The 24,055-nt window shown below is 54.6% G+C and carries 18 protein-coding genes; 9 read left to right on the forward strand and 9 right to left on the reverse strand.

The annotated features are described in order from the left end of the window. Nucleotides 1-293: hypothetical protein (locus C453_RS21135; RefSeq protein ID WP_241430786.1), on the reverse strand; the 293-nt coding region annotated here is incomplete at its 3' end. 31 nt (nucleotides 294-324) lie between these two features. Between C453_RS21135 and C453_RS16715 the strand changes: the two genes are divergently transcribed. Together C453_RS16715 and C453_RS16720 are read left to right on the forward strand one after the other, a co-directional pair. Further along, nucleotides 325-1,329, forward strand: a complete 1,005-nt coding sequence (locus C453_RS16715) for a DUF1616 domain-containing protein (RefSeq protein WP_008326321.1) — start codon at nucleotides 325-327, stop codon at nucleotides 1,327-1,329. Between the two features lie 55 nt (nucleotides 1,330-1,384). Then, nucleotides 1,385-1,921 (forward strand): metal-dependent hydrolase, encoded by a 537-nt coding sequence (locus tag C453_RS16720; protein WP_008326324.1) that lies wholly within the window; start codon nucleotides 1,385-1,387, stop codon nucleotides 1,919-1,921. 12 nt (nucleotides 1,922-1,933) lie between these two features. Here C453_RS16720 and C453_RS16725 read toward each other — a convergent pair whose 3' ends face one another. The 6 genes from C453_RS16725 to C453_RS16750 form a co-directional block, all read right to left on the reverse strand. Further along, nucleotides 1,934-3,163: an ABC transporter permease gene (locus C453_RS16725; protein ID WP_008326326.1), complete on the reverse strand. Its 1,230-nt coding sequence runs from the start codon at nucleotides 3,161-3,163 to the stop codon at nucleotides 1,934-1,936. Continuing rightward, a complete protein-coding gene (locus C453_RS16730) occupies nucleotides 3,160-4,398 on the reverse strand; it encodes an ABC transporter permease (protein ID WP_008326328.1) in 1,239 nt (412 codons plus the stop codon). The genes C453_RS16725 and C453_RS16730 overlap by 4 nt, the downstream gene beginning before the upstream one ends. Beyond that, nucleotides 4,388-5,152, reverse strand: coding sequence for an ABC transporter ATP-binding protein (locus C453_RS16735; protein ID WP_008326335.1), 765 nt, complete (start codon nucleotides 5,150-5,152; stop codon nucleotides 4,388-4,390). Before C453_RS16735 ends, C453_RS16730 begins: the two co-directional genes overlap by 11 nt. A gap of 83 nt (nucleotides 5,153-5,235) precedes the next feature. Next, nucleotides 5,236-6,996 (reverse strand): S8 family peptidase, encoded by a 1,761-nt coding sequence (locus C453_RS16740; protein WP_008326336.1) that lies wholly within the window; start codon nucleotides 6,994-6,996, stop codon nucleotides 5,236-5,238. A gap of 105 nt (nucleotides 6,997-7,101) precedes the next feature. Continuing rightward, a complete protein-coding gene (locus C453_RS16745; RefSeq protein ID WP_008326337.1) occupies nucleotides 7,102-7,863 on the reverse strand; it encodes a PGF-CTERM sorting domain-containing protein in 762 nt (253 codons plus the stop codon). Between the two features lie 60 nt (nucleotides 7,864-7,923). Then, entirely contained in the window at nucleotides 7,924-11,868 is a 3,945-nt protein-coding gene (locus C453_RS16750; RefSeq protein WP_008326338.1) for a surface glycoprotein, read from the reverse strand. Nucleotides 11,869-12,681: 813 nt separating this feature from the next. On the opposite strand from C453_RS16750, the gene C453_RS16760 reads away from it, so the two are divergent. The 7 genes from C453_RS16760 to C453_RS19655 are packed head-to-tail and all read left to right on the forward strand — an operon-like array spanning nucleotide 12,682 to nucleotide 20,519. After that, on the forward strand, nucleotides 12,682-13,617 hold the full coding sequence (locus C453_RS16760; RefSeq protein WP_008326339.1) for a glycosyltransferase family 2 protein: 936 nt from the start codon (nucleotides 12,682-12,684) through the stop codon (nucleotides 13,615-13,617). After that, nucleotides 13,614-14,726 (forward strand): non-hydrolyzing UDP-N-acetylglucosamine 2-epimerase, encoded by a 1,113-nt coding sequence (wecB, locus tag C453_RS16765; protein ID WP_008326341.1) that lies wholly within the window; start codon nucleotides 13,614-13,616, stop codon nucleotides 14,724-14,726. Before C453_RS16760 ends, wecB begins: the two co-directional genes overlap by 4 nt. A gap of 58 nt (nucleotides 14,727-14,784) precedes the next feature. Continuing rightward, nucleotides 14,785-15,741 carry an NAD-dependent epimerase/dehydratase family protein gene (locus C453_RS16770; protein WP_008326343.1) on the forward strand — a complete coding sequence of 319 codons (957 nt, stop codon included), beginning with the start codon at nucleotides 14,785-14,787 and terminating at the stop codon, nucleotides 15,739-15,741. 11 nt (nucleotides 15,742-15,752) lie between these two features. Continuing rightward, nucleotides 15,753-17,006: a nucleotide sugar dehydrogenase gene (locus tag C453_RS16775; protein ID WP_008326345.1), complete on the forward strand. Its 1,254-nt coding sequence runs from the start codon at nucleotides 15,753-15,755 to the stop codon at nucleotides 17,004-17,006. Nucleotides 17,007-17,008: 2 nt separating this feature from the next. Further along, a complete protein-coding gene (locus C453_RS16780; protein ID WP_083881619.1) occupies nucleotides 17,009-18,235 on the forward strand; it encodes a glycosyltransferase family 4 protein in 1,227 nt (408 codons plus the stop codon). Further along, complete coding sequence (locus C453_RS19650) at nucleotides 18,232-19,398, forward strand: glycosyltransferase (protein ID WP_008326350.1); 1,167 nt, start codon at nucleotides 18,232-18,234, stop codon at nucleotides 19,396-19,398. The genes C453_RS16780 and C453_RS19650 overlap by 4 nt, the downstream gene beginning before the upstream one ends. Continuing rightward, a complete protein-coding gene (locus C453_RS19655) occupies nucleotides 19,395-20,519 on the forward strand; it encodes a glycosyltransferase family 4 protein (protein WP_083881620.1) in 1,125 nt (374 codons plus the stop codon). The genes C453_RS19650 and C453_RS19655 overlap by 4 nt, the downstream gene beginning before the upstream one ends. A 336-nt stretch (nucleotides 20,520-20,855) precedes the next feature. Here the strand turns inward: C453_RS19655 and C453_RS20040 are convergent, their stop codons facing one another. Then, the gene (locus C453_RS20040; RefSeq protein ID WP_152418087.1) at nucleotides 20,856-22,391 is read right to left on the reverse strand and encodes a hypothetical protein; all 1,536 of its coding nucleotides are present in this window, start codon (nucleotides 22,389-22,391) and stop codon (nucleotides 20,856-20,858) included. 150 nt (nucleotides 22,392-22,541) lie between these two features. Next, nucleotides 22,542-24,044: an oligosaccharide flippase family protein gene (locus C453_RS16785; protein WP_083881621.1), complete on the reverse strand. Its 1,503-nt coding sequence runs from the start codon at nucleotides 24,042-24,044 to the stop codon at nucleotides 22,542-22,544. Between the last annotated feature and the right edge of the window lie 11 nt (nucleotides 24,045-24,055).

Genomic DNA, 24,055 nt, shown 5'->3' on the forward strand with positions numbered 1-24,055 from the left:
AGAGATGTGTATAAGAGACAGTCGTTGCCTACGAGGCGGTTCGGCAGTCGCTGCTGGCCGACTTCGGGTACAGTTCGGCGCTGAATCACACGGAACTCGCCCGCCGGGTGCGTTCGGACGGCGAGGCATCGCAGGCCGACGCGGTCGACGACCTCGTGGGAATCTACGAGCAGGTCGCGTTCGCGCCGTCTGGCGTGACACACGCGGAGGCGTCTCGGGCGTTGGACCTTGCGCGCGACCTCGTCGAATCGCCCTGACCCGGTCGTCCGAATCGTCCTGACCGACCGACTCACTTTAGTACGCCCTCGAATCAGATTCACAACGATGACACGCGACCCGGATTGGCGCTTGCTCCTCCCCAGACAGGTGCGCGAGCTTCCCGCCGATTTGGCGGCAGTTGTCGCCCTCGTCGGGGTCGTCAACCTTGCAGTCTTCCTTCCGGGCGTGAGCGAGACGCCGCTTCGGGACGTCCTCGGTCTCCCGTTCCTGTTGTTCGTCCCCGGCTACGCGCTGATGGCGGCACTGTTTCCCGAGGCCGGTGGCGACGTCTCGGGTATCGACGGCATCGAGCGCGTCGCTCTCTCGTTCGGCGGGAGTATCTCGCTCACACCTCTCGTGGGACTCCTCCTCAACTTCACCCCGTGGGGGATTCGACTCGCCCCGATTATGGTCGCAATGAGCGGCCTGACACTCGGGTTGGTGGCGCTCGGAGCGCGGCGTCGGAACCAGTTGTCGCCCACCGAGCGCTTCTCGGTGCCGTACGAAACGTGGCTCTCAGACGCGCGTGACGAGCTGTTCGACCCCGAGACGCAGACCGACGCGGTGCTGAACGTCCTGTTGGTCGTCAGTATCCTCCTCGCAGTCGGCAGCGTGGGCTACGCCGTCGCCGTTCCGAAAGACGGTGAGGCGTTCACCGAGTTGTACCTTCTCACCGAAGGCGAGGACGGCGAGCTCGTCGCCGACGGCTATCCCGAGGAGTTCGTCGTCGGCGAGTCGAAGCCGCTCGTCGTCGGCGTCGGGAATCAGGAACACCAGCCGATGAATTACACAGTGGTCGCGGAGTTACAGCGCGTTCGGGTCGAGAACAACAGTACGACCGTGTTGGAAGAACGCGAATTGACGCGGTTCTCACCGCGCGTCGCGCACAACGAGACGTGGCAGACGACCCACGAGGTGACGCCCACGATGACGGGCGAGCGCCTGCGACTGGTGTATCTCTTGTACAAAGGCGCGCCTGCGGGAGAGCCGACAGTCGAGTCGGCCTACCGCGAGGTGCATCTGTGGGTGAACGTGAGTCAGTCGTCGCAGTCGGAGTCGATTCGTCAGTAAACGCATCTCCAGAGAGCCAGACATTCAAGGGTCGGGCCACGAATCAGTCGCCTACGTGTTTCCATTCGGCCACCTCGCGTTCGGGTATCTCTCGTACGTGTTCACGCGACTCGCGCGGCGACAGCCGCTTCCGCAGGGCTGGCTGGTGGGCTGTGTCGTCCTCGGGACGCAACTTCCAGACCTCGTCGACAAACCGCTGACCTACGCGGGCGTGCTTCCCAGTGGTCGGACGCTGGGTCACTCGCTTTTCTTCGCCGTGCCGTTGCTCGTCGGCGTGGGATGGTGGGCGCACAACGCAGGATACGACGAACACGCCATCGCGTGGGGTGTGGGCCTCGTCTCCCACTACGTCGGAGACGTGTACTCGCTCGTCCTCGCCGGTGACTGGTGGACGATGCGGTTCCTGCTGTGGCCGGTGTTCCCGACGGTTCTGTACCCCGACGCCGACGCCATTCCGCCGTGGGTTCGGGTCGTGAACTCGCTTGGCGACCCGCGATTCCGGGTGCAGAACGCGCTGTTCGCGCTCGCGGGTGTGCTGTGGATAGCGAGTGTGATTCGGCGCAGGTGGGGCGCGCGACAAAACAAGGAGTAGCGTGACCGCCGCTCAGCCGTCGAGCAAGTCGGTCACGGGCTGTCGTGCGAGGCTCCACGACCCGGCGAGTGCGCTCGCGAGGCCGATGACGAGCGCGATAGCGAAACCACCAAGGACGACGCGCTGGTCCACGACGACGACGTTCTCGAAGCCGACGAGGGACTGGATGGCGACGTTGAGCACGTCCGCGAGGGGGTAGGTCAGCCCCGACGCCAACAGGCCGCCGAGCAGTCCATAAGTGAACGCCTGTGTGCCGACGACGCCGACGAGCGTCCATACGGAGAGTCCCTGTGCGCGTAACGCGGCGAACTCGCGGCGTTGCTGGTAGATGAGCGAGAGCACGAGGTTGAGTGTCAGTGCGATGCCCGTGATAATCGAGAGCGCGACGAGCGCCACGCCCGCGGCGATGAGGACGGCCTGCTGGCGCAGCGTCGCTTCGAGTTGCTCCTGGTTGGTGCGAACGTCGAGGGTCGGATAAGTCGATTCGAGTTCCGATGCGACCGTGTCGGGGTCCGCGCCGTCCCTGAGTTTGACAGTGACCAGGCTCGCCGTGTCGGTTCCGGTCGTCCCCGAGACTTCCTGCAGTTCGCTCAGGTGCAACACGACGTTGCTCGACCCGAGGAAGTTCGAGTAGGTGGGCGAAATTCCCGTGATTCGGAACTCGTGTTGTCGCGCCGAGGCGAGGGTGCTTCCGATGTAGAGCGTGTCGTTGACGCCGACGCCGAAGCGCTCGGCGGCTTCCGGGCTGATGATGACCTCGTGAGTCATCGGGCCGTCGTAGCTGCCGCCGTTGTAATGCGGGTCGCCGGGGGTGTACTGTGAACCTTCAGTGACCGTCACCGACTGCCCGCCGCTGGGTGCGCCGACGCCGATGATGGTCTCGAACTCCGAGGTGTTGGGTGAGACGTACACCGTCTGGAAGCCGAGCGCGTAGGCAGTCGCGACGTCGTCTCGGGCCATGATTTCGTCGGCGACGCGGTGAGAGTTGTCAAGCGAGTTCTGGAAACCACCGGTCTCGGGCGTGAGTTTGACGGGACCGCCCGTCACCCAGAGGTCGCGGCCGGAGGCGTCGAACTTCTCTTGGCCAGTCTGGACGACGCCCATCCCGAGCGACGTGAGAAGCGTCATCGACAGGACGGCGAGGCAGATGCCGACGATGGCGAGGAGGCTCCGGAGTCGCTGCGTGCGGATTTGTGCGCCCGCGATGCCGATGACGGCACGGAGTCGTGTGAGGAACCTCATTGCAGCACCTCCACGGGGTTCGCGCGATGGCTCAGCCACACGGGGTAGACCGACGCGAACAGGCCGATGAGCACGGAGACGACGAACGCGGCACCGACGAGAATGGGGTCGAATCGAGCGACCGACGCGATACCGAGATAGCGCTCCGTGAGGACGTTCGTGAGTTCGATGCCGCCGATGCCGAGGCCGAGGCCAACGACTGCGCCACTGAGCGTCACGCTGAGGGTCTCGACGACGAGCAGTAGGCTGCGGGAAGACGAACTGTAGCCGATTGCCGCGAGCGTCGCGAGTGACGCGCGCTCGGAGAGGACTTCGAGACCCATCATCGTCGCGACGAAGAGCGTGCCAACGACGAAGGCGGTGAGGACCGCGCCGACAGCGATAGCGAGCGGGAGGCTCGACGAGGAGAGTTGCTGTTGAGCGAAGCCGGTTCGCTTGACGACGTTCGTCTGTGGGTAGAGCCGTTCGATGTCACCCGCAACGGCGGCGTCGTCGGTGCTCACGAGAATCTGGTCGGCCTGGTCGCCGCTCGTCGCACCTGAAAGGGCCTGGGCCTCCGAGAGGTGGACGAGAGCGACGGGGACCTCGCCGATTCCGGTCGTGTACTCGCTTTCGGCGACATCAGAGACAGTAAACGAGCGATTCGTTGCCGACCCCGTCTCTGGGGAGAGAGTCGTCCCCTTTTCGGCGTCGAGAAGTGTCGCAGCGCCCGTGCTGAGCACGGCCTGTCCTGTCCACGGGCCGTCGTAGGTGCCATCGGCGTAGTGCGGGTCGCCGGGTTCGAGAGATGCAGTGGGAAGCCCGATAATCGACCGATTGGTCGAGTCGGGGATGACGCCAGCGACGAGGATATACTCGCTGTTGCCGGTCTGGGGATTCGAAAGTTCGAGTACCCGAATCAATACGGGTGTGGCGTAGTCGATACGGTCGTCGTCCGCGAGTTGGTCAGTGACTGAGTGGACGCCACCCAAGCGAGGGGCGTCGACAGAGACCGCGATTGCCGAAGCGCTCGCGGCGTCCGGGACGACCCAGTAGTCCACGTCCTCGCTCTCGATTGCCGACTGGGAGGCGAGGCCGAGCGAGATGCCGCCGACGGTCGTCATGAGCATGACTGCGAAGGCGACGCCGGCGATGCTCGACCAGAGTTGGCGCGAGTCGCCGCCGAAGAGTCTGCCGGAGAAGCGTGCGAGACCGAGGCGGACGACACCCGCCAGTCGCCGAACTTTACGACTCATGTGGAATCTCTCGGTGCATACTGGGGTCCGACTCGGATTGGAGTCGCCCGTCGTGCAGTCGGAGAACGCTGTCCGCCCGGTCGAGAACTGCCTCGTCGTGCGAGGCGATAATAACTGCGCGGTCGTCGGCGACGTCCGTGAGAAGGTCGAGAATCTGGCGGCCGGTTTCGCTGTCGAGTTCGCCCGTCGGTTCGTCAGCGACGAGGAGCGACGGGTCGGTGACGAGCGCGCGGGCGATAGCAACGCGTTGTTGCTCGCCGCCGCTTAGTTCCGCGGGTTTGTGGGTGGCGCGGTCGGCGAGGCCGACGGCGTCGAGGAGGTCGTTCGCTTTGGCTCGGCGAGTGGACTTGGGGACGCCGCGCTGGACGAGCGGGAGGGCGACGTTCGCACGGGCCGAAAGAGAGGGCAAGAGATGGAAGTGCTGGAAGACGATGCCGACCTCGTCGAGGCGGAGTTTCGCGCGCTGGCTCTCCGAGAGCGTCGTGGTGTCGGTGCCGTCGAGGACGACACGTCCTTTGGTAGGCGTGTCGAGCGCGGCGAGAAGATGGAGAAGCGTCGATTTGCCGCTGCCGCTCGGTCCGGCGAGGCCGACGACGTCGCCCGTGTGGATGGTCGTGGTGACGTCGTCGACGGCGACGACTGTTTGGGTGTCCTGCGGCGACGAAAGCCAGCCGGACCGCCCTCGCGTGAAGCTGCGGGTGACGCCGTCGCAGGTGAGAATCGGGTCGGTCGTGTCGCTCTCCGTGGAGACCATTTGGAAGAAATGATGGATAGCGATTTGATAGGTGTTGCGCTGTGCGAAAGCGTCGATTCGACCGGCTCACCAACGTCGTGTCGTTACTCGATTTGTCGAACCAGTTCTTGGACGTCCCGCATGTCGAATCCGCCGTCGTCGTTGAAGTCGAACGCCGTCGCGCCAGCACTGACCGTGCCTTCGAGTGCGAGTTGGTAGAGCAATTCGGCGTCTTTCATATCGACGACGCCGTCGCCGTTGACGTCCTCGTAGCGGCCGTCGTCGTCGGGGTCGGCCGGGAAGTAGACCTCGCCGTCGACTTCGATGCCACCGGGGAACGGGACCGGCTTGGTCCCCGCTCGCTCGATGTCGATGTGCCCCGCGCCGCGGAACGTCGCCGAGTCGTAGAGGTCTTCTAACTCGTAGTCGTCGTAATCGTCTTCGTCGGTCTGTTGGTCCGTGAAGTAGTCGACGTCCGGGTACGTGGTGTCGATGTCTCTCGCCGTGTTTTTGATGTGTGCTTTCACTTGCTCGGGGTCGGCCTCTGGGTTCGCTGCCATGATGACCGCGGCGAGGCCCGTGACGTGTGGGGCGGCCATGCTCGTCCCGTGGAGCGTGCCGTACATCCCGGAGCCACCGTAGAGGCCTTCGCCACCGCCCGGGCCGATACGGATGAAGCCGTACCCGCTGACCTTCGGCGAGAGCGTGCTCAGCACGCCATCGAACAGCGACCCGCCGGAACGCACGTTTCCACCGGGGGCGCTCACATCGACCGAGCCGGGGCCGTAGTTCGTGTAGACCGACGGGGTGTGTTCGGGGGCAATCGACCCGAAGTCCGGCTTTCCGTCGCCATCCGAATCTCCCGGGAGGTCGACGAGGTTCTCCACGTCCGAGCGCGGACCGGTCGCCGACACCGTCAGCCACCCAGGGTGGCTTCCCTTGCCAGTGTTCGTAATCTGCGGCTCGAACTCGTCGATGTTCGTGTCGTCGTTGCCGGAGGACTCGACGAGTATCGCGCCGTTGTCGCGGGCGTACTCCCCGACGCGTCGGTAGGATTTGACGCTGAGGTGCTGGCTGATACTCGGCGACACGGGGCTGCCCGGCCCGAGACTGAGGTTAATCGCGTCCGCACCGTTGTCGACGGCGGTCGTCACGGCGCTCAGAATCGAGGCGCTGGATTTGAACGGGAACACCTTCATGTCCAAGAGGACGGCGTCAGGTGCGACACCGACGACGTACGGGCCGTCCTCGGAGACGCGGCTTCCGTTCGCGGCGGCGATACCGGCGCAGTGGGTTCCGTGGCTGCTGTTGTCGCTGGTGCCGATATCGTCGTCGAGCGAGAAGTTGCCGGAGCGCTCCGTGTCGACGACGAGGTCCGGGTGGCTCGCGTCGATGCCGGAGTCGACGATGGCAATCGTCGCGCCCTCGCCCGTGACGCCCTGGTCGTGAAGCGATTTGACGTTCTGACTGTGCTTCGACCACTGATACGGGTGGGGTTCGGGGACCTCGTCGGTGACATCGGCGGCCGTGTCGAACTGCCCGTCTTCGGGGAGCGTGTCCGGAACCGAATCGGGTGAGACACCCTCGATTTCCGGCGGTTCGATAGAGAGTTCGACTTCGGGTGCGAAGTCGAGGCCGTGGCCTTCGAGGTCGCGTTCGTCTCCTTTGACCGACGCGAAGCCCACAGTGTCGGCTTCGTCGACGATTTCGACAGCCTCGCGCCACGCGTCCGACGATGCCGAGCGCGTGTCGACGAGGAACTGATTCTCCCGGACGCCAGTCGCAACGACTGGCGACGACGCGACCGACAGCCCACCGACTGCGGCCGCAGCACTCTTGATAAAATTCCGACGTGTGTGGTTCATGTGACGTAGCAAATGCTAAACATATTTATTGTTACCGAAGTTCATGCCAACTACTGACGATATCGACCGCAGTTGCCCGAAAAAATACTGCGGGGGTGACGTGGGTTATTCGGTGCGGAGTGCGAACAGCGCCGCCGCGAGAACGGCAGCGAGTGCGGTTCCGACACCGAATCCAGGAACGCCGGTTCCCGTCGTCGATTCATCGGCCGTCACCGATTCGTCTGCTGTCGTCTCCGTCGCTGTCGTCGTCTTCTCTGAGGCCGATTCGGTCGTCGACTGTTCCGATTCGCTCGTCGTCGATTCGGCCGTCGTCGACGATGGGTCTGTGCTGGTGGCCGTCGTTCCCACCGCTGTCGACGTGTTCGTGGTGGCAGTCGTGGTCGTGGATGCAGTGTTTGCACCGCCGGTGCTCCCACCGCCAGTGCTGCCACTGTTGTCGGCGTCGCCACCGGAGCTACCGCCACCGCCGGAGCCGCCACCAGAGCCACCGCCGGGGTCACTGTCTCCACCGGACCCACCGCCGTCGCTGTCGCCGAGGGCGAAGTTCACTTCGGTCGACCCCGTCGACTCCCATTCGAACTGTTTGGATTCGCTGCGGACGGTGATGGTCACGGTTCGCTCTTCGTTCTGGTCGATTTCCTCTTCGGGAACCTTCAGGTCGAAGTTCCCGTCGTCGCTGGTCGTGTTGGACGCGACGACCGAGCCCTCGTAGGTCACTTCGACAGTGGCTCCGGCCAGTGGTTCGCCGTCGTCTTCGACGGTTCCGAAGAAGCGATGCGGTGGCGACGGCGGGGATGCGAGTGTCGTGCCTGCGCCAGCGGTGACGACGAGGAGCGCGACGAGCGCTACCGCTGCCGTAGTCGGCATGCGTCGACTGTTCGTATCTCGTGAGTTCATGTGGATTGGCACAAAGACGTGGGTGTGAGGTTAGTTCTCTGAGGTGTTCTGCGACGCGCCAGTGTAGACCTCGTCGTCACGGACGAAGACCCAGTAGGCTTCGCCGCGCTCCATCGTCTCGAAGTCGCCGTCGATGTAGGCGTGATAGGCGATTCCCTCGCTCGACTCGTCGTGTGCGAGGAGGTTGTAGACGGAGTCACTATCGACCGACGAGAGCGCCGTCGTGACGTTCTGGTCGTACTCCTGGTAGTGGCCGACCAGATTCCACCCTGCGGCGAGTCGCTGTTGTGTCGGTGCGGGCGACACGTCGTCTTCACCCGCGTCGCTGCCGGGCATGTTGTAGACGTTGACTTCGATGGTCGCGGCACGGTCCATCACGAAGATATAGCCGTCGCCGCCTTCGAGCGTCGAGAAGTCGTTTATCCACGCATCCGGGTCGAAAGCGTCCCACGACCCGGACTCGGCGTCGTACGAGTAGACGGCGTCAACGCCCGAGAGGTCGAGTTCGTGAAGCGGAACGTCACCGCTCTCTGCGGGCACGGAGACGAAGTTCCAGCCCTGTTGCAGTTCGAGCGTGTCGGTGTGGATGACCGTCTTGCCGTCGGCCTTCCCGTTCGTCCCGGCGAAGTCAGCGTAGCTGTCGCCGTCGATAGTCACTGTCGGGCTGTTGCCCGTCTGTATCTTGCCTTCGGTGACGACGGTGACTGACCCGAAGACGCCCGCGTCTTGCACCGCGACGACTTCGCCATCGAAGCCTTCGATAGACACGTCACGCGGCGTGATGTCGCTGGCGTCGATTGGCTCGTTGAACAGCACGCGAAGTTTGGTAATGTTCCGAGTGCCGTCCTGTTGGGCTTCGGCGGTCACGTCGAGCAGGACCGCGTCAGTCGGGTGTGGGGCAGTCGTATCGACGACTGTCTGGTCCGACATCGTCTGGCTGTCGACCGAGCCGGAGATTTTGTAGCGCCCGTCTGCGCCGTCGGGACGGGTTGGTACCGAGACGGTCGCTCGGTACACGTTCGCTTCCGTCTTCGTGAAGTCGGACGCGTTCAGCGTGGTCGTGTAGCGCTCTCCGAGTTCGAACCCTTCGAGCGAGTCGAGTTCTCGGTTGACTCGGCTGATGGTGTACCCCGTGCTCGTCGCGTCGGTGATATCGCTCAGGGAGACGACCGTGACGACCAGCGTGCCGTCGTCGGCAGTCATGCTGAGGTCCGGCCTGACACCGATGGACTCGTTCGTCTGTCGAACGGCCTTTCCGACCGAGTCGTAGACGCTGTTGGCTTCGACGCCGACCATATCTTGGTCGAGGTCTTGGGTCGTGAGCACGCCGTTCGTCTCGAGGACGACCGTCTGCGGACCGGTCTGGGTGACCGACTCGATGGCGGTCACACCGCCCGTGTCCTCGTCTCTGTACGCGAAGTCGTCGAGGGTGAACGTCTCGTCGTCACCGGGCGTGACGGCCTCGGTGAACGTGAGGACGAGCGCTTCGTCGCCCGGTTCGGCCTCGATGCGAGAGAGTCTCGGCGTGCTGCCGTCGACGAGCGTCTGCCCCTGTGTAAGCTTGTTTCCGGCGTGGTCGGTTACGCTTGGAGCCGAGATGGTCACGCTCTCGTTGCGAATCGCACTCGGCGGCACAGACTCGTTGAGCGTGAGCGTCACGAACGGGCCGATGACTCGCGAGGTGTTGACCGTGTGTGAGAGATTGTTGACGACGAAGTCCTCTTCGTCGGTGTCTGCGACCGACTCGGAGAGTTTGAGGGCGACCTCTTTCGTTCCCGCGTTCGTCTCCGCGAATTCGAACGTCGGCGGGACGGTGTCGGTCACGATGTGTCGTGTCACCGTCTGGTCGTTTCCGGCGCGGTCTGCCATCGTCACGTCGAGCGTCGTCGCGCCGTCGGCGAACGCGGAGGCGTTCACCGAGAGCGTCACGGTGCCTTGCGTCGCGTCCTTCGTGGTGGAGACGGACGCGCCGTTCGGCCCGGTGAGGTTCATCTCGACGTCAGTGGGTTCGGTTCCCGTCTCCAACGTCAGGCTGTAGTTTTCGATGTTGTGCGTGTTGACGTCGGGGACGGTTTCGAGGGCGATTGTCGGTGGCGTGGTGTCGGCGAGTGCGCTGGCATCGGTGCCGACAGCACGGGCGTCAGTGTCGTGCGAATCGACGAGTTGCCCGCTGCGGGCGTTCACCCGGTCGCTTCCGAGGTCGCCGAAGGTGACGTTGGCGTCGAGGCGAAGCACCACCGTATCGCCGCTGTGTGCGACGACGGAGGAAATCGACCCCGGACCAGCACCGTTGCCGTCCTGGTAGGCGAAGTCGGCGCGGGTGAGCGCGGAGTCGCCGTCTCCGGCGACGACGACTTCAGAGAACTGCACCGTCACCGTGTCGCTGCCGACGGTCGCTTCGACCGATTCGAGACGCGGGTTGTCGGCGTTCACGTCGAGCGTGCCAGCCATGCTGGCGTTGCTCTGCATGCCGGTCGCGTCGGTCGCCGTGAGAAACACGCTGTAGTTCGCGTTGTCCGTGATTTGGTCGGCGAGGTCGACACCGAGCGTTCGGTTTTCGACGACGCCGTGGTCGACCGACTGCTCGTAGGTCGTGTACGACGCGTTTTCGAGGTCACCGGCCGTGAAGTTCGCAGTGCTCTCGTCGTCGACAACCCACACCGTGACGGTGGTGGCGTTCGGTGCCGACTCGTAGTCGTAGGTGAGGTTCAGCGTCGCGTTCGGTGCGATATCGGTCGTCGGACTCGCGAGTGAGACGTTTCCGACCGTCGGGTTCTCGTCGTTCACCACGACGACCGGCGAGGCAGTCCGGGCGGTCTCTGTGTGCCCCGACTCGTTCGCCACGGCCACCTCGACGTTGTACGCACCGTCGGTCAGATTGCCCGCCAGCTTGTCGAGGTCGAGCGGGACGGTGACAGTCGCACCCGCGACGTAGTCGGTCTTGTCGACCGCGTAGGTGTACGTGTTCTGCCCGTCCGTGAGCGTGAGTTTGGTCGTCGTGATGTTACTCGGCACGTCCTCGACGTAGCCGAACGTCACGTCGAGCAGGTCGTCCGACTCGACGATGGTCTGGTTGGTCGGCGAGACGACCTGCAGGTCCGGCGCGGCAGACGAGTTGTTGAGCGTCGGCGACGACGACCCGGTGTCTGTCGTGTTGTCCGTGGTCTCGTTTGTCGCCGTGGTCTGTCCCGACTCGGTGGTCGGTTCTTGTGTGGTTTCGTTGGTCGGCGTGTCTGTAGTTTCGTTGGTTGGCTCGTCTGTGGTCTCGTTGGTTGGCGTGTCTGTGGTCTCGTTCGTCGGTTCGTCCGTAGTTTCGTTGGTTGGCGTGTCTGTAGTTTCGTCGTCCGGACTCGCAGTCTCGGTCGACTCGTTCGCAGACTCGGTCGTCTCGTTTTCAGTCTGGTCGGTCGCGGCGAGCGTCTCGGTCACGCCGTCGGCGACAGCGTCCGTCTGGCCGGAGCTACCGTTTTCCGTCCAGTCGGCGCTCGTTTCGAGTCCCAGTTCCGCGGACTCGGAGACGTTGGACGCGACGGTGATAGAGACCTTGAGCGTCGTACTCCCGTCGTCGGGGACCGTGATATCGGAGACGGTGAACGTCTGGCCCGACCCGAAGAGACTGTCTGTGGGGGACGCACTGGCGACTTCGTCGCCGTCGGCGTCGAGGATGCGAACTGTCGAGAGGTCACTCGCGGACGCGGTGTTGTTGCTGCTGCCTGCGACCGTCACCGCGGTCACGTCGAGCGCGCTCGACTCGTTTTTGTCCGCGTCGGTTATCTCGATGGTCTGTACGACTGCCGTGTCACCGGCTTGGAGTTCCCCAGCGTCCGTCCCCTGGTCGGTGAACGCTCCGGGACCCGTTGCCTGTGCAGCGGCGGTCGCCCCCGTAACGGCGATGGAGCTTCCGAGGACCGAAAGCACCAGCAACGCCGAGAGGGCGAGTGCACGTAGTCGATGTCTGTCGGTATCGTCTGTCATGTTGTGAGATGAGTTACACTAAATGTCGGGGAGGGACCACTGGGACCAAGATTGTGTGATATGCCCCACTGTCGCGTGGTATAGGTGCCCACCACCCGCATTCATCTCAAACGTATACCAAATACAATTGAAAACTGTTTTGAATTGTCACGGACGTTCCTGTGGCTTCGTCGGGTGGTGATTGGGTGGGTGGTAGTGGTGATGTTTGGTGGAATTGTCTCTTGGGTGGGAGTTCGGGAGTTGGTTCTTCGAGCGAATTCGAAGCGTAGAGTCGTCGAGCTTCGGTGGTTGCGTCGTATAGTCGTCGTGTGGTCGTCGTGTGGTCGTCACGGTACAGCGTCTCCCGAGCGATATGTGGGGGATATCGTTTTTGGAAGTGTTACTGGTGGCGTACTCCAGTTCCTACTGAATGCCCCGAGAGAACCGATGGGTGCTACTCGGTTGACTCTGATGACATGTAGCGGAGAACAATTCACCGTATTGTCTGCTTTTTCAGCGACAGCAGACACAGCAGTACGTGGAAATAGTTTCTCAAAGCACACTATTCTTCACTGCCTCCAGGGCCGGTTTTAGTGATGTATCAGAAGAAAACTCTTTATTGATGTGTTATAGTGTTAATGATAGATAATCGAAGGTTCAAGGAGATAGGACAGTACCTATCTTGGAGGCCTCAGCCAGTCGAGAGACTATGGTACGAACAATCAACTGCAATCAACAGTGGGGCATAGAGTAGTGCAGTCAACTAATGCCGGGGGGAGAAGCAGTTCAGACAGCGTCGCCAGTCATGCCAGTGTCAATGGCCAGACGAGTGACGTGGAGACTGGACCTGCTACAGAGACCCACGATGACACGACAATCGTCGGAATTCCAGCCTACAACGAAGAGGTTGGAATCGGAAGTACAGTGCTAGCGGCCCAACAATACGCTGACGAGGTTGTCGTCGTCGACGACGGAAGTACGGACAACACAGTTCCAATCGCAAGGGGGTCAGGAGCGACTGTCATCGTCCACGAGGAAAACCAAGGAAAAGGCGGCGCTGTACAGACACTGTTGGAGCACGTTCGGCGGACGGACTGTGATGCATTCGTAATCCTCGATGGGGATGGACAGCACCATCCAGAGGACATTCCACAAGTCGTCTCACCTGTGTTAGATGGTGAGACGGACTTAGTAATCGGAAGTCGGTACTTAGAGTCAACGGAAGACGACGAAACGCCGCTGTATCGACGCTTTGGACAGCGTGTCCTTGACATCTTGACCGTCGGGTCGAGCGGGGAGAATCTCACAGACACCCAAAGTGGGTTCCGAGCGTTTTCACCGACAGCAATCGAGAAGCTATCGGTCAAAACGAGTGGGATGGGTGTCGAAAGCGAGATGATCGGCGACGCCGTCGACAAAGGACTCGAAATCAAAGAAGCACCCATCGATGTTCGGTACGAGGGTGTCGACGGACAGACGTACGGCCCACTCCGTCATGGGTTGACTGTTGCAACGTTCATTTTACAGTTGATTCGTGACCGCCATCCATTGATTTTCTTCGGTGGGCCTGGGCTCGTGTTTACCCTTGCTGGGTCATTGTACGGTTTGGACGCGATATTGATCTACCAAAACTCGGGTGTTTTCTACCCCGCCAAAGTGTTAGTGGCGGGTTTCACGACGATTCTGGGCGTGTTAGGCATCTTTGTTGGACTTCTGCTGAACCGAATTTCGAATATGATCAACGAACTCAAGCACGATTTTCACCAATGAACGACGAACAAAACCACATCACCATCGTCCTGGGGACTCGACCGGAGATTATCAAACTCGCACCAGTCATCCGAGCCTGTGAAGAATATGACCAGCCCTACAGTGTAATCCACACTGGACAGCACTACTCAGAAAACCTAAACAAAGTATTCTTCGATCAGTTAGAACTCCCGAAGCCAGATTATAATCTGGGAGTCGGGTCTGCCAGCCATGGTAAGCAAACAGGAGAGATGATTATCGGTATCGAAGAAATCCTGCTCGAAGAAAACACAGATGTTGTTCTCGTACAGGGCGATACGAACTCAGTACTTGCCGGAACAATTGCGGCAACCAAACTCGACTGTGAAGTTGGCCACGTCGAGGCAGGCCTTCGTAGCTTTGACCGTGAGATGCCGGAGGAGAAGAACCGGGTCATCGCTGATCACACCGCAGACTATCTCTTCGCACCGACCGAGCAGTCGGAAAAGTTCCTTCTGGAAGAAGGACTTCCAGAAGAGCGCATCTACGTGACTGGGAATACAGTCGTCGATGCGGTCCAGCAAAACCGTGAACTGGCGGCGCAAAAGAGCGCTGCGTTGAGCGAACTCAACCTGGAAGACGGTGGATACGGTCTACTGACGGCTCACAGAGCAGAGAATGTCGACAATAAAGAGCCGTTTTCGAACCTACTCGCAGGTGTTGCACAAGTTGGTAAGAGGTACGGTCTTGAATTCCTGTACCCGATTCACCCTCGAGCTCGCAGTCGTCTCAAAGAGTTCGACTTGGAACTTCCTGAGTGTGTACGGATGATTCCTCCACAGGATTATCTCGACTTCCTGCAGTTACAAAGCAGTGCAGGGCTCATTCTCACAGATTCTGGTGGCGTTCAAGAAGAAGCGTGTATTCTAGGCGTTCCCTGTGTCACCCTCAGAGATAGTACAGAGCGCCCCGAAACTCTCGACGTTGGGGCAAACCGACTCGCAGGAACTGAACCACACGAAATCGAAGAAAGCGCCCGATTGATGTTAGAAAAATCTCATGACTGGGAGAACCCATTCGGAGATGGAACGTCAGCAATAAAGGTCATAGATAAAGTCACGACAAGACGCACAGAATCGGTCTCGCAATAGAGTACTGCTTAGTCACGGACCACAAACTAAATATCAAACTCCAATAAAATATCAGCCAATGGTGAAGATTCTAATCACTGGCGGACTCGGAGCGATTGGTGCACCACTCACAGAGGAACTTGAAGAAAGAGGACATGACGTGTGGGTTGCAGACCTGCCGTGGAGTGAACGAGAGAAATATTTCCGCTGTGACGTGAGCGAATACCGACAAATCAGCAAAGTATTCGAACAACATGAGTTCGACTACGTCTATCACCTCGCTGCCGAGTTCGGCCGCAAAAACGGAGAGGACTTCTACGACACGATGTGGAAATCAAATGCAATCGGGACGAAGAATATGATTCGTCTTCAGCGAGAACACGGCTTCAAAATGGTTTTCTCATCGAGCAGTGAGGTCTACGGAGACTACGACGATGAGATGGAAGAACGTGTTCCGCTTGAAGAAGGCCCACGCCAACTGAACGACTATGCAATCTCAAAGTGGGTCAATGAACAGCAGATCCTGAACGCAACAGACCGATACGATACCGACACGGTCCGTGTGCGCTTCTTCAACACCTACGGCCCTGGTGAGAAGTTCAGTGAGTACCGAAGTGTCGTGTGCAAGTTCTGTTACCACGCGCTCCACGACAACCCATATCACGTCTATGAGAATCACCATCGATCATTCACGTATATTGGAGACGTCGTTCGAACCCTTGCAAATATCGTGGATAATTTCGAGCCTGGAGAAGTTTATAACATTGCTGGCGAAGAGTACTACGACATCAAGGAGCTCTCTGACATGATTCTCGGCTACCTCGGGAAAGATGATGATAAAGTCGAGTACAGAGGACGTGAAGAACATAATACACTCAATAAACGAGCAAGCGTCGAGAAAGCTAAGCAGGACCTCAACCACGAGGCACGTGTTTCACTTGAAGAGGGGATTCCTAAAACAATTGAGTGGATGAAGGACTACTACGGTATTGACAAAGAAGCAAGAGAGTCTGTGTTCCAGTTCACCAGCAACTAACCTGAGTACAAATGCAAACGTCTCAATTCGAAGAGGCCGTTGAGCCGATTGAACAGGTGGTAGTCGTTGGGACCGGTTTCGTTGGGCTACCATTAGCACTGCAGCTTGCAAAGGCTGGAAAGTCAGTGATTGGCGTCGATATTGACGAACAGCTCGTTGCAGCTATCAACGACCAATCGCTCAACCTCGACGAAGATAAACTCCAAAACCTACTAGAAAGCGACGAAGTAGAAGAGAACCTCCAGGCTCGGACATCACCCACTTCTGGTGATGCCTTCGTCGTTTCAGTTCCGACTCCACTAACCCGGCCTCAAAAGTCGCCTGACCTCTCGATGATTAAGGCGGCAGTAGAATCCATAATACCTCATCTTGAGGAGGGAGATCTCGTCAACATCGAATCGACGATACCGCCACTTACTTGTGAAGAAGTCGTGGTCCCAATGCTCACGGAGGCAGGATTCACTCCTGGAGAAGAGATTCAACTCGCGCACTCGCCAGAACGAATTCTTCCGGGTGATGTATTCGAAGAGATTGTACACAACGACCGTGTGATTGGGGGAATCAACGAAGAAAGTGCACACCGAGCAGCCAAGGTATACGAACCATTCCTTAAGGGAGAGACGTATTTCACGGATTTGATCTCCGCAGAGTTGTGCAAGCTAATGGAGAATACCTTCCGTGACGTGAATATAGCTCTCGCAAATGAGTTTGCACTGATTGGAGATTCACTTAACCTCGATATTACAGAGGTTATTGAACTTGCAAATCGTCATCCACGAGTCGACATCTTAAACCCCGGAATCGGAGTTGGTGGCCACTGTTTGCCGATTGACCCCTGGTTCCTCAATGAGGTGAATCCAGAGCATACAAATCTCATCACGACAGCCCGACGAATTAACGATAAGATGCCACAGGCATCAGCCCGAAAGATTCGTCACGCGCTCAGTGAATTTGACAATCCCACTGTGCTCGCACTTGGTTCGACTTACAAGCCGAACACCCAAGACGAGCGTCTGAGTCCAGCAAATGAGATTGTGGACGAATTGCGACGAGATGGATACGAAATCGAGCACTTCGACCGGCTCGTCGACGAGAAACAGTACGACAACCTGAAAATGCTCATTGAAAAAATCCAGCCAGATGCAATCGTTCACTTAGTCGGTCATAGTGAGACTATTAGTCAGCTGGAAGAACTTAAACCGTGGATAGCTGATCAGGAGATTAAACTAATCCAGACTGAGAACGGAAACCCACTTCGACTGTAACGATGTCCACCTTCCAGTCCGACGACGGGTCAGTACGTTTGCTTGTCATCTCCCAGTTTTTTCCGCCAGAATCAATGGGGGGTGCGCATCGATGGGAAAAACTCTCCAAGAACCTTTCAGAAAACGTAGAAGCACGAGTACTGTGTCCACCACCGACGTTTCCATACGGTGAATTCGACCGTGACTGGACACCCTACGCACAAGACGAAATAAACGATATTCCAGTCACGCGGTTGTGGACATGGCAGCCAAAGGATGACGACCGGATAGTAGGTCGCGTCCTCAATTACGGTGTCTTTGCTGTCCTAGCTACGCTATATGTCCTCCTGAACTGGTGGCGATTCGACGTTGTAGTGACAATGTCGGCACCTCACACAACATATCTTCCAGGTGTCGTTTCTAAACTAATGGGACGGAGGTGGGTCGTCGATATTTTTGATTTGTGGCTTGACAACGCTGCTGACTTAGGCTACGTTGATGAAGATTCACTCCAGTACCGATTTGTTAATATGCTAGAATATTCATCAATGCACATTTCAGATAAGATATTTGTCATAACGGAGACTATGTGCGAATTCTATCTAGAAAAATATCCAGAGGTCCATGAAGAAAAAATAGAAATCATTCCGTTTGGAGTCAATACTGAATTATTCTCGCCAGACACGAACACCACTAATAATGGTTCAGATATTATATATACTGGGAACCTTGGAACTGGACAAGCGTTTATCCCATTCCTCGAAGCATTTGCAGAATTGGACTTGAATTTGACCCTTTCGATAGTTGGAGATGGTGAACGGCGAGAAGAACTTGAAAAGTTAGTTGAATCACTTGATATTGAAGACCGTGTTACGTTTGTTGGACTCGTGCCACGCGAAGAGATACCCGAGCGATTGTCATCAGCCAAAGTAAGTCTAGTTCCTTTAAAAACAGAACATAGTCTCGATTACGCACGACCGAACAAAATGCTCGAGGCAATGGCCGTCGGAACATCATATATTGCAAGCTCAGTTAAAGAAATCACAAAAATAAGTGAGCAAAGAAACACGGGTGTAGCGACGTGCAATGAGAGATTAACCATAAAGGACGCCATGGAAACCCTAATTCAGAACCCAGAGCTACGTGAAGAGATGGGTGAGAATGGTATTAAGGTTATAAACGAAGAGCATGATTGGGAGGTAATTGGCCAGAGAGCCACGAACAGTATCAGCAAATTGGTGAGAGAATGAAAATATTACATGTATGCGGGAGCTTCCCCCCAGCATATGCCTACGGAGGCCCACCTCGCTCAATTCAGCATCTTACAGCAGCACTAGCTGATCTGGGTCATGAGGTTACCGTAGTCACTACTGACGCAAAAGATGAGGCTAGCCGAGTAGAAATTAATAACAACCCGACATGGTCAGATGGTGTTGAAGTATACCGGTTTCGGAATTTAAGTAATAAGCTATCATGGAAGAATATTCAGATCCCTCCAAAAATGATGCTGTATCTCCTCCGAAATTGTTCAGATTATGATGTAGTTCATTCGCATGAATTTCGGTCGCCTCCAAGTGTCTTCGCCCACTTCGCAAGTACAGTTGCTGGAATTCCTCACGTTCACCAACCCCGAGGATCTATGCCTAGATACGAATTGAGCCACCTGAAGCTAGCCTTTGACCGGGTGATTGGGGAACAAATGATTACTGCGGTCGATCAGTTAGTTGCATCGTCTGAAAGTGAGGGGTCGCTGTATGACGACATCTTCCCTAGTATCAATACAGACAAAGTTGCTAAAGTTCCAAATGGGATCTCTACAGAGGTATATCAAGACCTGCCAGAGCAAGGGAGATTTAAACATTCCAATAATATTGATTCCCGAGAAAAAGTAATTCTATTTTTGAGCCGTCTACACCCGAGAAAAGGAGGAGACCTCCTTATAGATGCAGTCAGTCAGTTAGAGAGGGAAAATATCAGACTTGTTTTTGTAGGTCCTGATGAGGGTGCTCAAAGCCAATGGAAGTCTTACGCAGAAAGAAAAGGAATTCAAGCTCAAACCAAATTTATAGGGCCGCTTTATGACACAGACAAGCTAGAGGCCTATGTTGATGCCGACCTATTTGTTCTACCTTCAAAGGATAGATACGAATCATTTGGAAATGTAGTTATCGAAGCAATGGCATGCGGTACACCAGTAATTGCAACAAATGTCTGTGGAGTGTCAGAATGGCTTAATCACCCAGGATGTCAGGTATCTAAGCCAGACGTGAATGACTTGTGTCAAAGTATTAGAAATCATCTCGATGGGAAGAGCCCAGATGAATCTTCAGTAAAACAGTATATCCAAGAGAACTTTTCTTGGTCGTCTGTCGCAAAAGAGACTGAGAAAATATATGAGAAACTGATACAATGAAAGTTACCTTCTTAACATACATATACCCATATCCAGAGCGCGGGTTCAACCCAGGTATTGAACGAGTTATACAAGAATTTGCTAGAAACCTGGTGGATAAAGGTCATGAGGTCCATGTGCTGACGACTTACCGAAATGGAGGGTCTGAAAAACATGGAGAAGACCAAGGGGTTCGAATCCATCGAGTTTCAGATACGCGAAGATATTTAGGTAGAGTTGGTAGTCTCCTTTCACTCGATCTACTGTCTTTAAATATATCATTCAAGTCGTACTCAGAGCTTCTGGAGACATCGGATGTCGTCCACGCCTTCACACCAATTATTCACAAATTCTTTTCTACGAAACTCGTTTCTCACTATCACCACTGGGATGATCCATCCCAACCATTAGAATATCTATACTTGCCATCTAGCCACCTATTGTGGAAACAGTGTTATGAGATCTCAGACAAGGTTGTTGCTGTATCTGAATATTCCGCGACCGACCTCTCTGAGAGAGGAGTTGATGACGAGAAGTTAGTAGTTGTGCCAAATGGAGTTGATACAGGAAAATACAATCCAGGACCATCAGACATAGAATTTAACGAATGGGAAACTGTGTTGTTGTACGTTGGCCCGCTAATGGATAGAAAAGGGATAGAATACCTGATACAGTCGCTCCCCACTATTCTAGACAAATATCCCAAAACTGGACTTGTGATAGTCGGAGGAGGGGAATCAGATACGTACGAGGAGTTGGCAGATAGCCTTGGTGTTAAAGATAATATCCGTTTTGAGGGGTTTGTGCCTGACGAGAAATTGCCGGAGTACTACCGTGGAGCAGATATTTTTGCTTTCCCTTCGCTTCTGGAGGGATTTGGGATGGTCCTCATAGAAGCTATGGCATCTGGGTTACCAGTTGTGAGTACAACATCAAGTGCAATTCCTGAAGTGGTAGGGGATGCTGGCTTACTCTGTGAACCCGCTTCTGTGAGTCCAATCGCTAAACAAGTGTGTGACCTCATAGAAAATCCAGAATTACAACACGAACTGAGTGAATCTGGCTTAACCCGAGTAGAATCAAAATTCACCTGGAATGCTGCTACTGAGCAACTTATCGAGCATTACCGACAGACCACATGATTTAAATTATATTTAATTAAATAGTATATTTACTGGTTGAACGTTTATCGGTATGTGATAATCGAATGAGTTGAGAGGCTTGATTTTCTTAACAGCACATAGATCCTCAAACTATACCTAATCATAATCATAGAATACAGTTAGCATCACCTCAACGCGTACGCCCGTGAGTAACCAACGTAATCACAAGAGTATAGTTGCACCTCTGACTGCCGCCCCATTTGGGTATAGCCATTCCCTTACAGCATGACCTGGGCAGCGAACGGCCTCAAATGTCTTTGAAATTCGATTCAGTGAACTCAGTATCTTAACGACTCGCTCGCATCTCGAATGGGGTTAACTAGATAGTACTGTCATATTACATTTGACAGAAGTTCGGCCATTTGTGTAAACTTGAGGTAATAACGGCAAGCTTCGACGTTCAGAATCAACAACGTAGTAATCTTGATTACTAGCTCGATGAATGAATCGAACGTCTGAGATCTTCAGGTTTCCATAATACAAAACACCCATACGTGTAGTTAGTGTCACTGCAGCTTTATCTGAAACAGCATATTTCTGAAGCCATTGTCCACCAGTTTTCTCTTGTTCCATTGTCATTGGAGTAACATCGCTAAACCCATCTGCTCGCACATCACTGCTCGGATCAACAAGGCTCGGAACAGTTGCAGTCATCACACTCATCATAACCAGTGCGACAGAAAGGACGACAGTCAATTTCTGAGCATGATTGCTAGAGAAACGCTCATGGACAGTCCAAAATGCAAGGAGTGCAAGTGGGATATATGAAAAGAGTATAAGCCTAACAAGCATATCGTAGTCTACTACTGCTGTTATAATACCAAGGAGACCAACAGCACCCAGAAGTGTAACAAGGAACCTTGTTGTATCATCGCAATCTGTGACAAAACTATAGACAATAGTCGGAAGAGCAAGGATACCAAGTACAGCTTTGATTACTGAGCTGAGATAATCCAGAACGGTTGGAGTTTGTGTAGTGAACGTAGAAGGCCCAGAGTAGAACCCAAGTTCTGCACCGCGGACAAGCAGTGTTGCACGGGTGAGAACCATGTTGACGACCCCAACATGAACTAGAGTATGAACTGAGAGAAGGGCGAGAAGAGTCAATAGGATATAAGTTAGGTAGTTGAAAGACCTACTCGTCTTAGACCGGGTCCGTCCAATCATCCTGTAAACGAGTGTTCCAGCAACAAGTAGGGGAAGTACCCCGAGAATTGCCAATGTTGAGAACCGGTGTGAAATTGCAAATGAAAATACCACTACTGCATATAGAATCATACCTCGTTTTCGATCTCGTGTTTGAATGATATGAATCGTTATGAACACAATGAGGGAGAACAATGCCAGAGCAAACCCTTGAGCGTGATACTGGGTTTGATAAGATATGAAAGTATCCAGTTGAGAGATAGTATATCCGACAACAATTCCATAGTGGGTGCCAAACAATTTTGATGCAATCCCAACAAGAAGAGCGAGCGTAGCAACCGAAAATAGTGCTGGAGTGACTGCACGAAGCAAAGTTGGATCAGTGATACCAGTCACTTCAGCGATAGTCGCTGTGACATAATGCATTGCCGGGTAGTTTAGCAGATGTTCTACACCGGGGTACCAAGTTTGGACTTGTGGTGCAACTGCCTTGTTATTTCGAATGATGCTTTCGAATGCTGTTGAATAAAAATAACTATCGTGCCATGGCTTCCGATACTGACTTACAGAGGGAAGAAAACGTGTGATAAAAACTGAAGTGGATGCAATAATACCTGAAGCAAGTTTACTTCGACCATCGAAAGTCCATAATATTAGAATGAGGGACAAGAGAAAGATTAGTCCGTAAAAAATGAGTATGTCCATATGATTGGGTCTGTAGGCAAATACATAAGTTTTGATAGAGTATTCGGACGGTTAGACGAGGCCACAGATTAGACCAACCGATGCCCCACTTTTCTATATTAGTAGGCTAAAGAATTAGTAATAATTCTTAGTTGAATTATCATAGCCAAGTTAATTCAATTTGCTTATGCCCAAGATATTCTTCACTTGATTGATCGAGGACTGGGTGATCATGCCTAGGGAGACACCCAATAACACAAATATAATAAACCCGATAATAGGCAGGACAAGTAGCTCAAGTAGATCTGGTAAAAAGACCAATTCCTTAGCTAATCTAAAGGTGAAGAAGAAAGAGATAGTGAGGGCGATGTTCCGAATCCAATTAAAGTCAGAAATTACATTATATCCTGCATATTGAAGAATCAGTCCATACTGAATGATTTTCACAAAGTACGATATAGACGTCGCCATAGCAGCTCCTTTGAGTCCAAATTCAGGAATCAGTAAAATATTCAACACTACATTAGTTATGAGAACTAAGAAGGATACAAGAGTGTTGTGTCGGATATAACCAGATACTTCGATTATTGGTGAGAGAACCCGAGCAATTCCAAATACAAATGTCCCAATCATCAAGATCTTAAATGGAGCCACCGAGCTAATATAGTCATTCCCAAAGTAAACCACGAAGAATGAATCAGATAGCACATAGATTCCGACACCGAACAGGGTTAGAATTAAAAATATATTGTCAAGCCATTTGGAGGTATGATGAATTATCTCCTTAGGCTTATCCTCTTGGTATAAGCTAGAAATATTATGGAACAGAATTGATTGAACACCTCTCGGAAAAAGCCACAACAGCTGTGATATTGTTAAGGCAGCGGTGTATATCCCTGTCTGTTTACCACCTAGCAAGGTTCGGACTAGTATTATGTCTGCATTATATATCAATGATGAAATAGCTAATGAGATCGCCGACCACCCTCCGAACGAAATCAAGTCAAAACCGAATTCATCCCACCCACGATATATACTATTGACACTAATATTGAGTTCCCCCCGTATGAAATAAATACCAATGGCCGACGAAAGAACGGAGCTTACTACAAACGTGAAAAGTATAGATCGAATATCAAGTCCCAAGTAGGAAACAAAGATTGCGGGCCCAAAGTACAAGAATTTCTTAAATATTTTAATTATTTCTGCTTTTGCTTCTTCAGATTTTGAATACAATACTGATCTGGAATACTCAATGCAGTTATTGAAAATAGTCGCAAAGAAAACAATCAATAAAGGTTCAAGCAGAACAGATTCAATAAAGTTGAACCCATCCATGATGAAGATGACCAACCAAGACGATACTGTGGTTGCGATACCGATTGAAATCAGAAATACGAACGAAAATGTGGTTAATTGGCTCTCTAAACCAGACTCATTGGCAATAGGGTAGTGTTTTCTAATTGAATTAAACATGCCAACTGTAGCAAGTGGCCCAACTATAGAGTGAACTGAAAGGACTGTTGAGAGGTTTCCGTATTGTTCAGTGGATATGAGCCGAACTAAAACGGGAGTAAAAATCATCGTCCCGAATAATATTAGTATAGATGACGAGTAATTTGATAATACACCGTACAGAATATTTTGTTCCCTTTTAGACGTTTCTTTGTTCATAGGATAAGTCA

The sequence above is a fragment of the Haloferax elongans ATCC BAA-1513 genome (assembly GCF_000336755.1).
In the GTDB taxonomy this organism is placed as follows: domain Archaea; phylum Halobacteriota; class Halobacteria; order Halobacteriales; family Haloferacaceae; genus Haloferax; species Haloferax elongans.

What these genes read in the sequence shown, in the direction of transcription:
- C453_RS16715 (WP_008326321.1), top strand. Translation starts at nt 325, where the DNA reads ATGACACGCGACCCGGATTGGCGCTTGCTCCTCCCCAGACAGGTGCGC.
- C453_RS16725 (WP_008326326.1), bottom strand. Translation starts at nt 3,163, where the DNA reads ATGAGGTTCCTCACACGACTCCGTGCCGTCATCGGCATCGCGGGCGCA.
- C453_RS16730 (WP_008326328.1), bottom strand. Translation starts at nt 4,398, where the DNA reads ATGAGTCGTAAAGTTCGGCGACTGGCGGGTGTCGTCCGCCTCGGTCTC.
- C453_RS16735 (WP_008326335.1), bottom strand. Translation starts at nt 5,152, where the DNA reads ATGGTCTCCACGGAGAGCGACACGACCGACCCGATTCTCACCTGCGAC.
- C453_RS16740 (WP_008326336.1), bottom strand. Translation starts at nt 6,996, where the DNA reads ATGAACCACACACGTCGGAATTTTATCAAGAGTGCTGCGGCCGCAGTC.
- C453_RS16745 (WP_008326337.1), bottom strand. Translation starts at nt 7,863, where the DNA reads ATGCCGACTACGGCAGCGGTAGCGCTCGTCGCGCTCCTCGTCGTCACC.
- C453_RS16750 (WP_008326338.1), bottom strand. Translation starts at nt 11,868, where the DNA reads ATGACAGACGATACCGACAGACATCGACTACGTGCACTCGCCCTCTCG.
- wecB (WP_008326341.1), top strand. Translation starts at nt 13,614, where the DNA reads ATGAACGACGAACAAAACCACATCACCATCGTCCTGGGGACTCGACCG.
- C453_RS16770 (WP_008326343.1), top strand. Translation starts at nt 14,785, where the DNA reads ATGGTGAAGATTCTAATCACTGGCGGACTCGGAGCGATTGGTGCACCA.
- C453_RS16775 (WP_008326345.1), top strand. Translation starts at nt 15,753, where the DNA reads ATGCAAACGTCTCAATTCGAAGAGGCCGTTGAGCCGATTGAACAGGTG.
- C453_RS16780 (WP_083881619.1), top strand. Translation starts at nt 17,009, where the DNA reads ATGTCCACCTTCCAGTCCGACGACGGGTCAGTACGTTTGCTTGTCATC.
- C453_RS19650 (WP_008326350.1), top strand. Translation starts at nt 18,232, where the DNA reads ATGAAAATATTACATGTATGCGGGAGCTTCCCCCCAGCATATGCCTAC.
- C453_RS19655 (WP_083881620.1), top strand. Translation starts at nt 19,395, where the DNA reads ATGAAAGTTACCTTCTTAACATACATATACCCATATCCAGAGCGCGGG.
- C453_RS20040 (WP_152418087.1), bottom strand. Translation starts at nt 22,391, where the DNA reads ATGGACATACTCATTTTTTACGGACTAATCTTTCTCTTGTCCCTCATT.
- C453_RS16785 (WP_083881621.1), bottom strand. Translation starts at nt 24,044, where the DNA reads ATGAACAAAGAAACGTCTAAAAGGGAACAAAATATTCTGTACGGTGTA.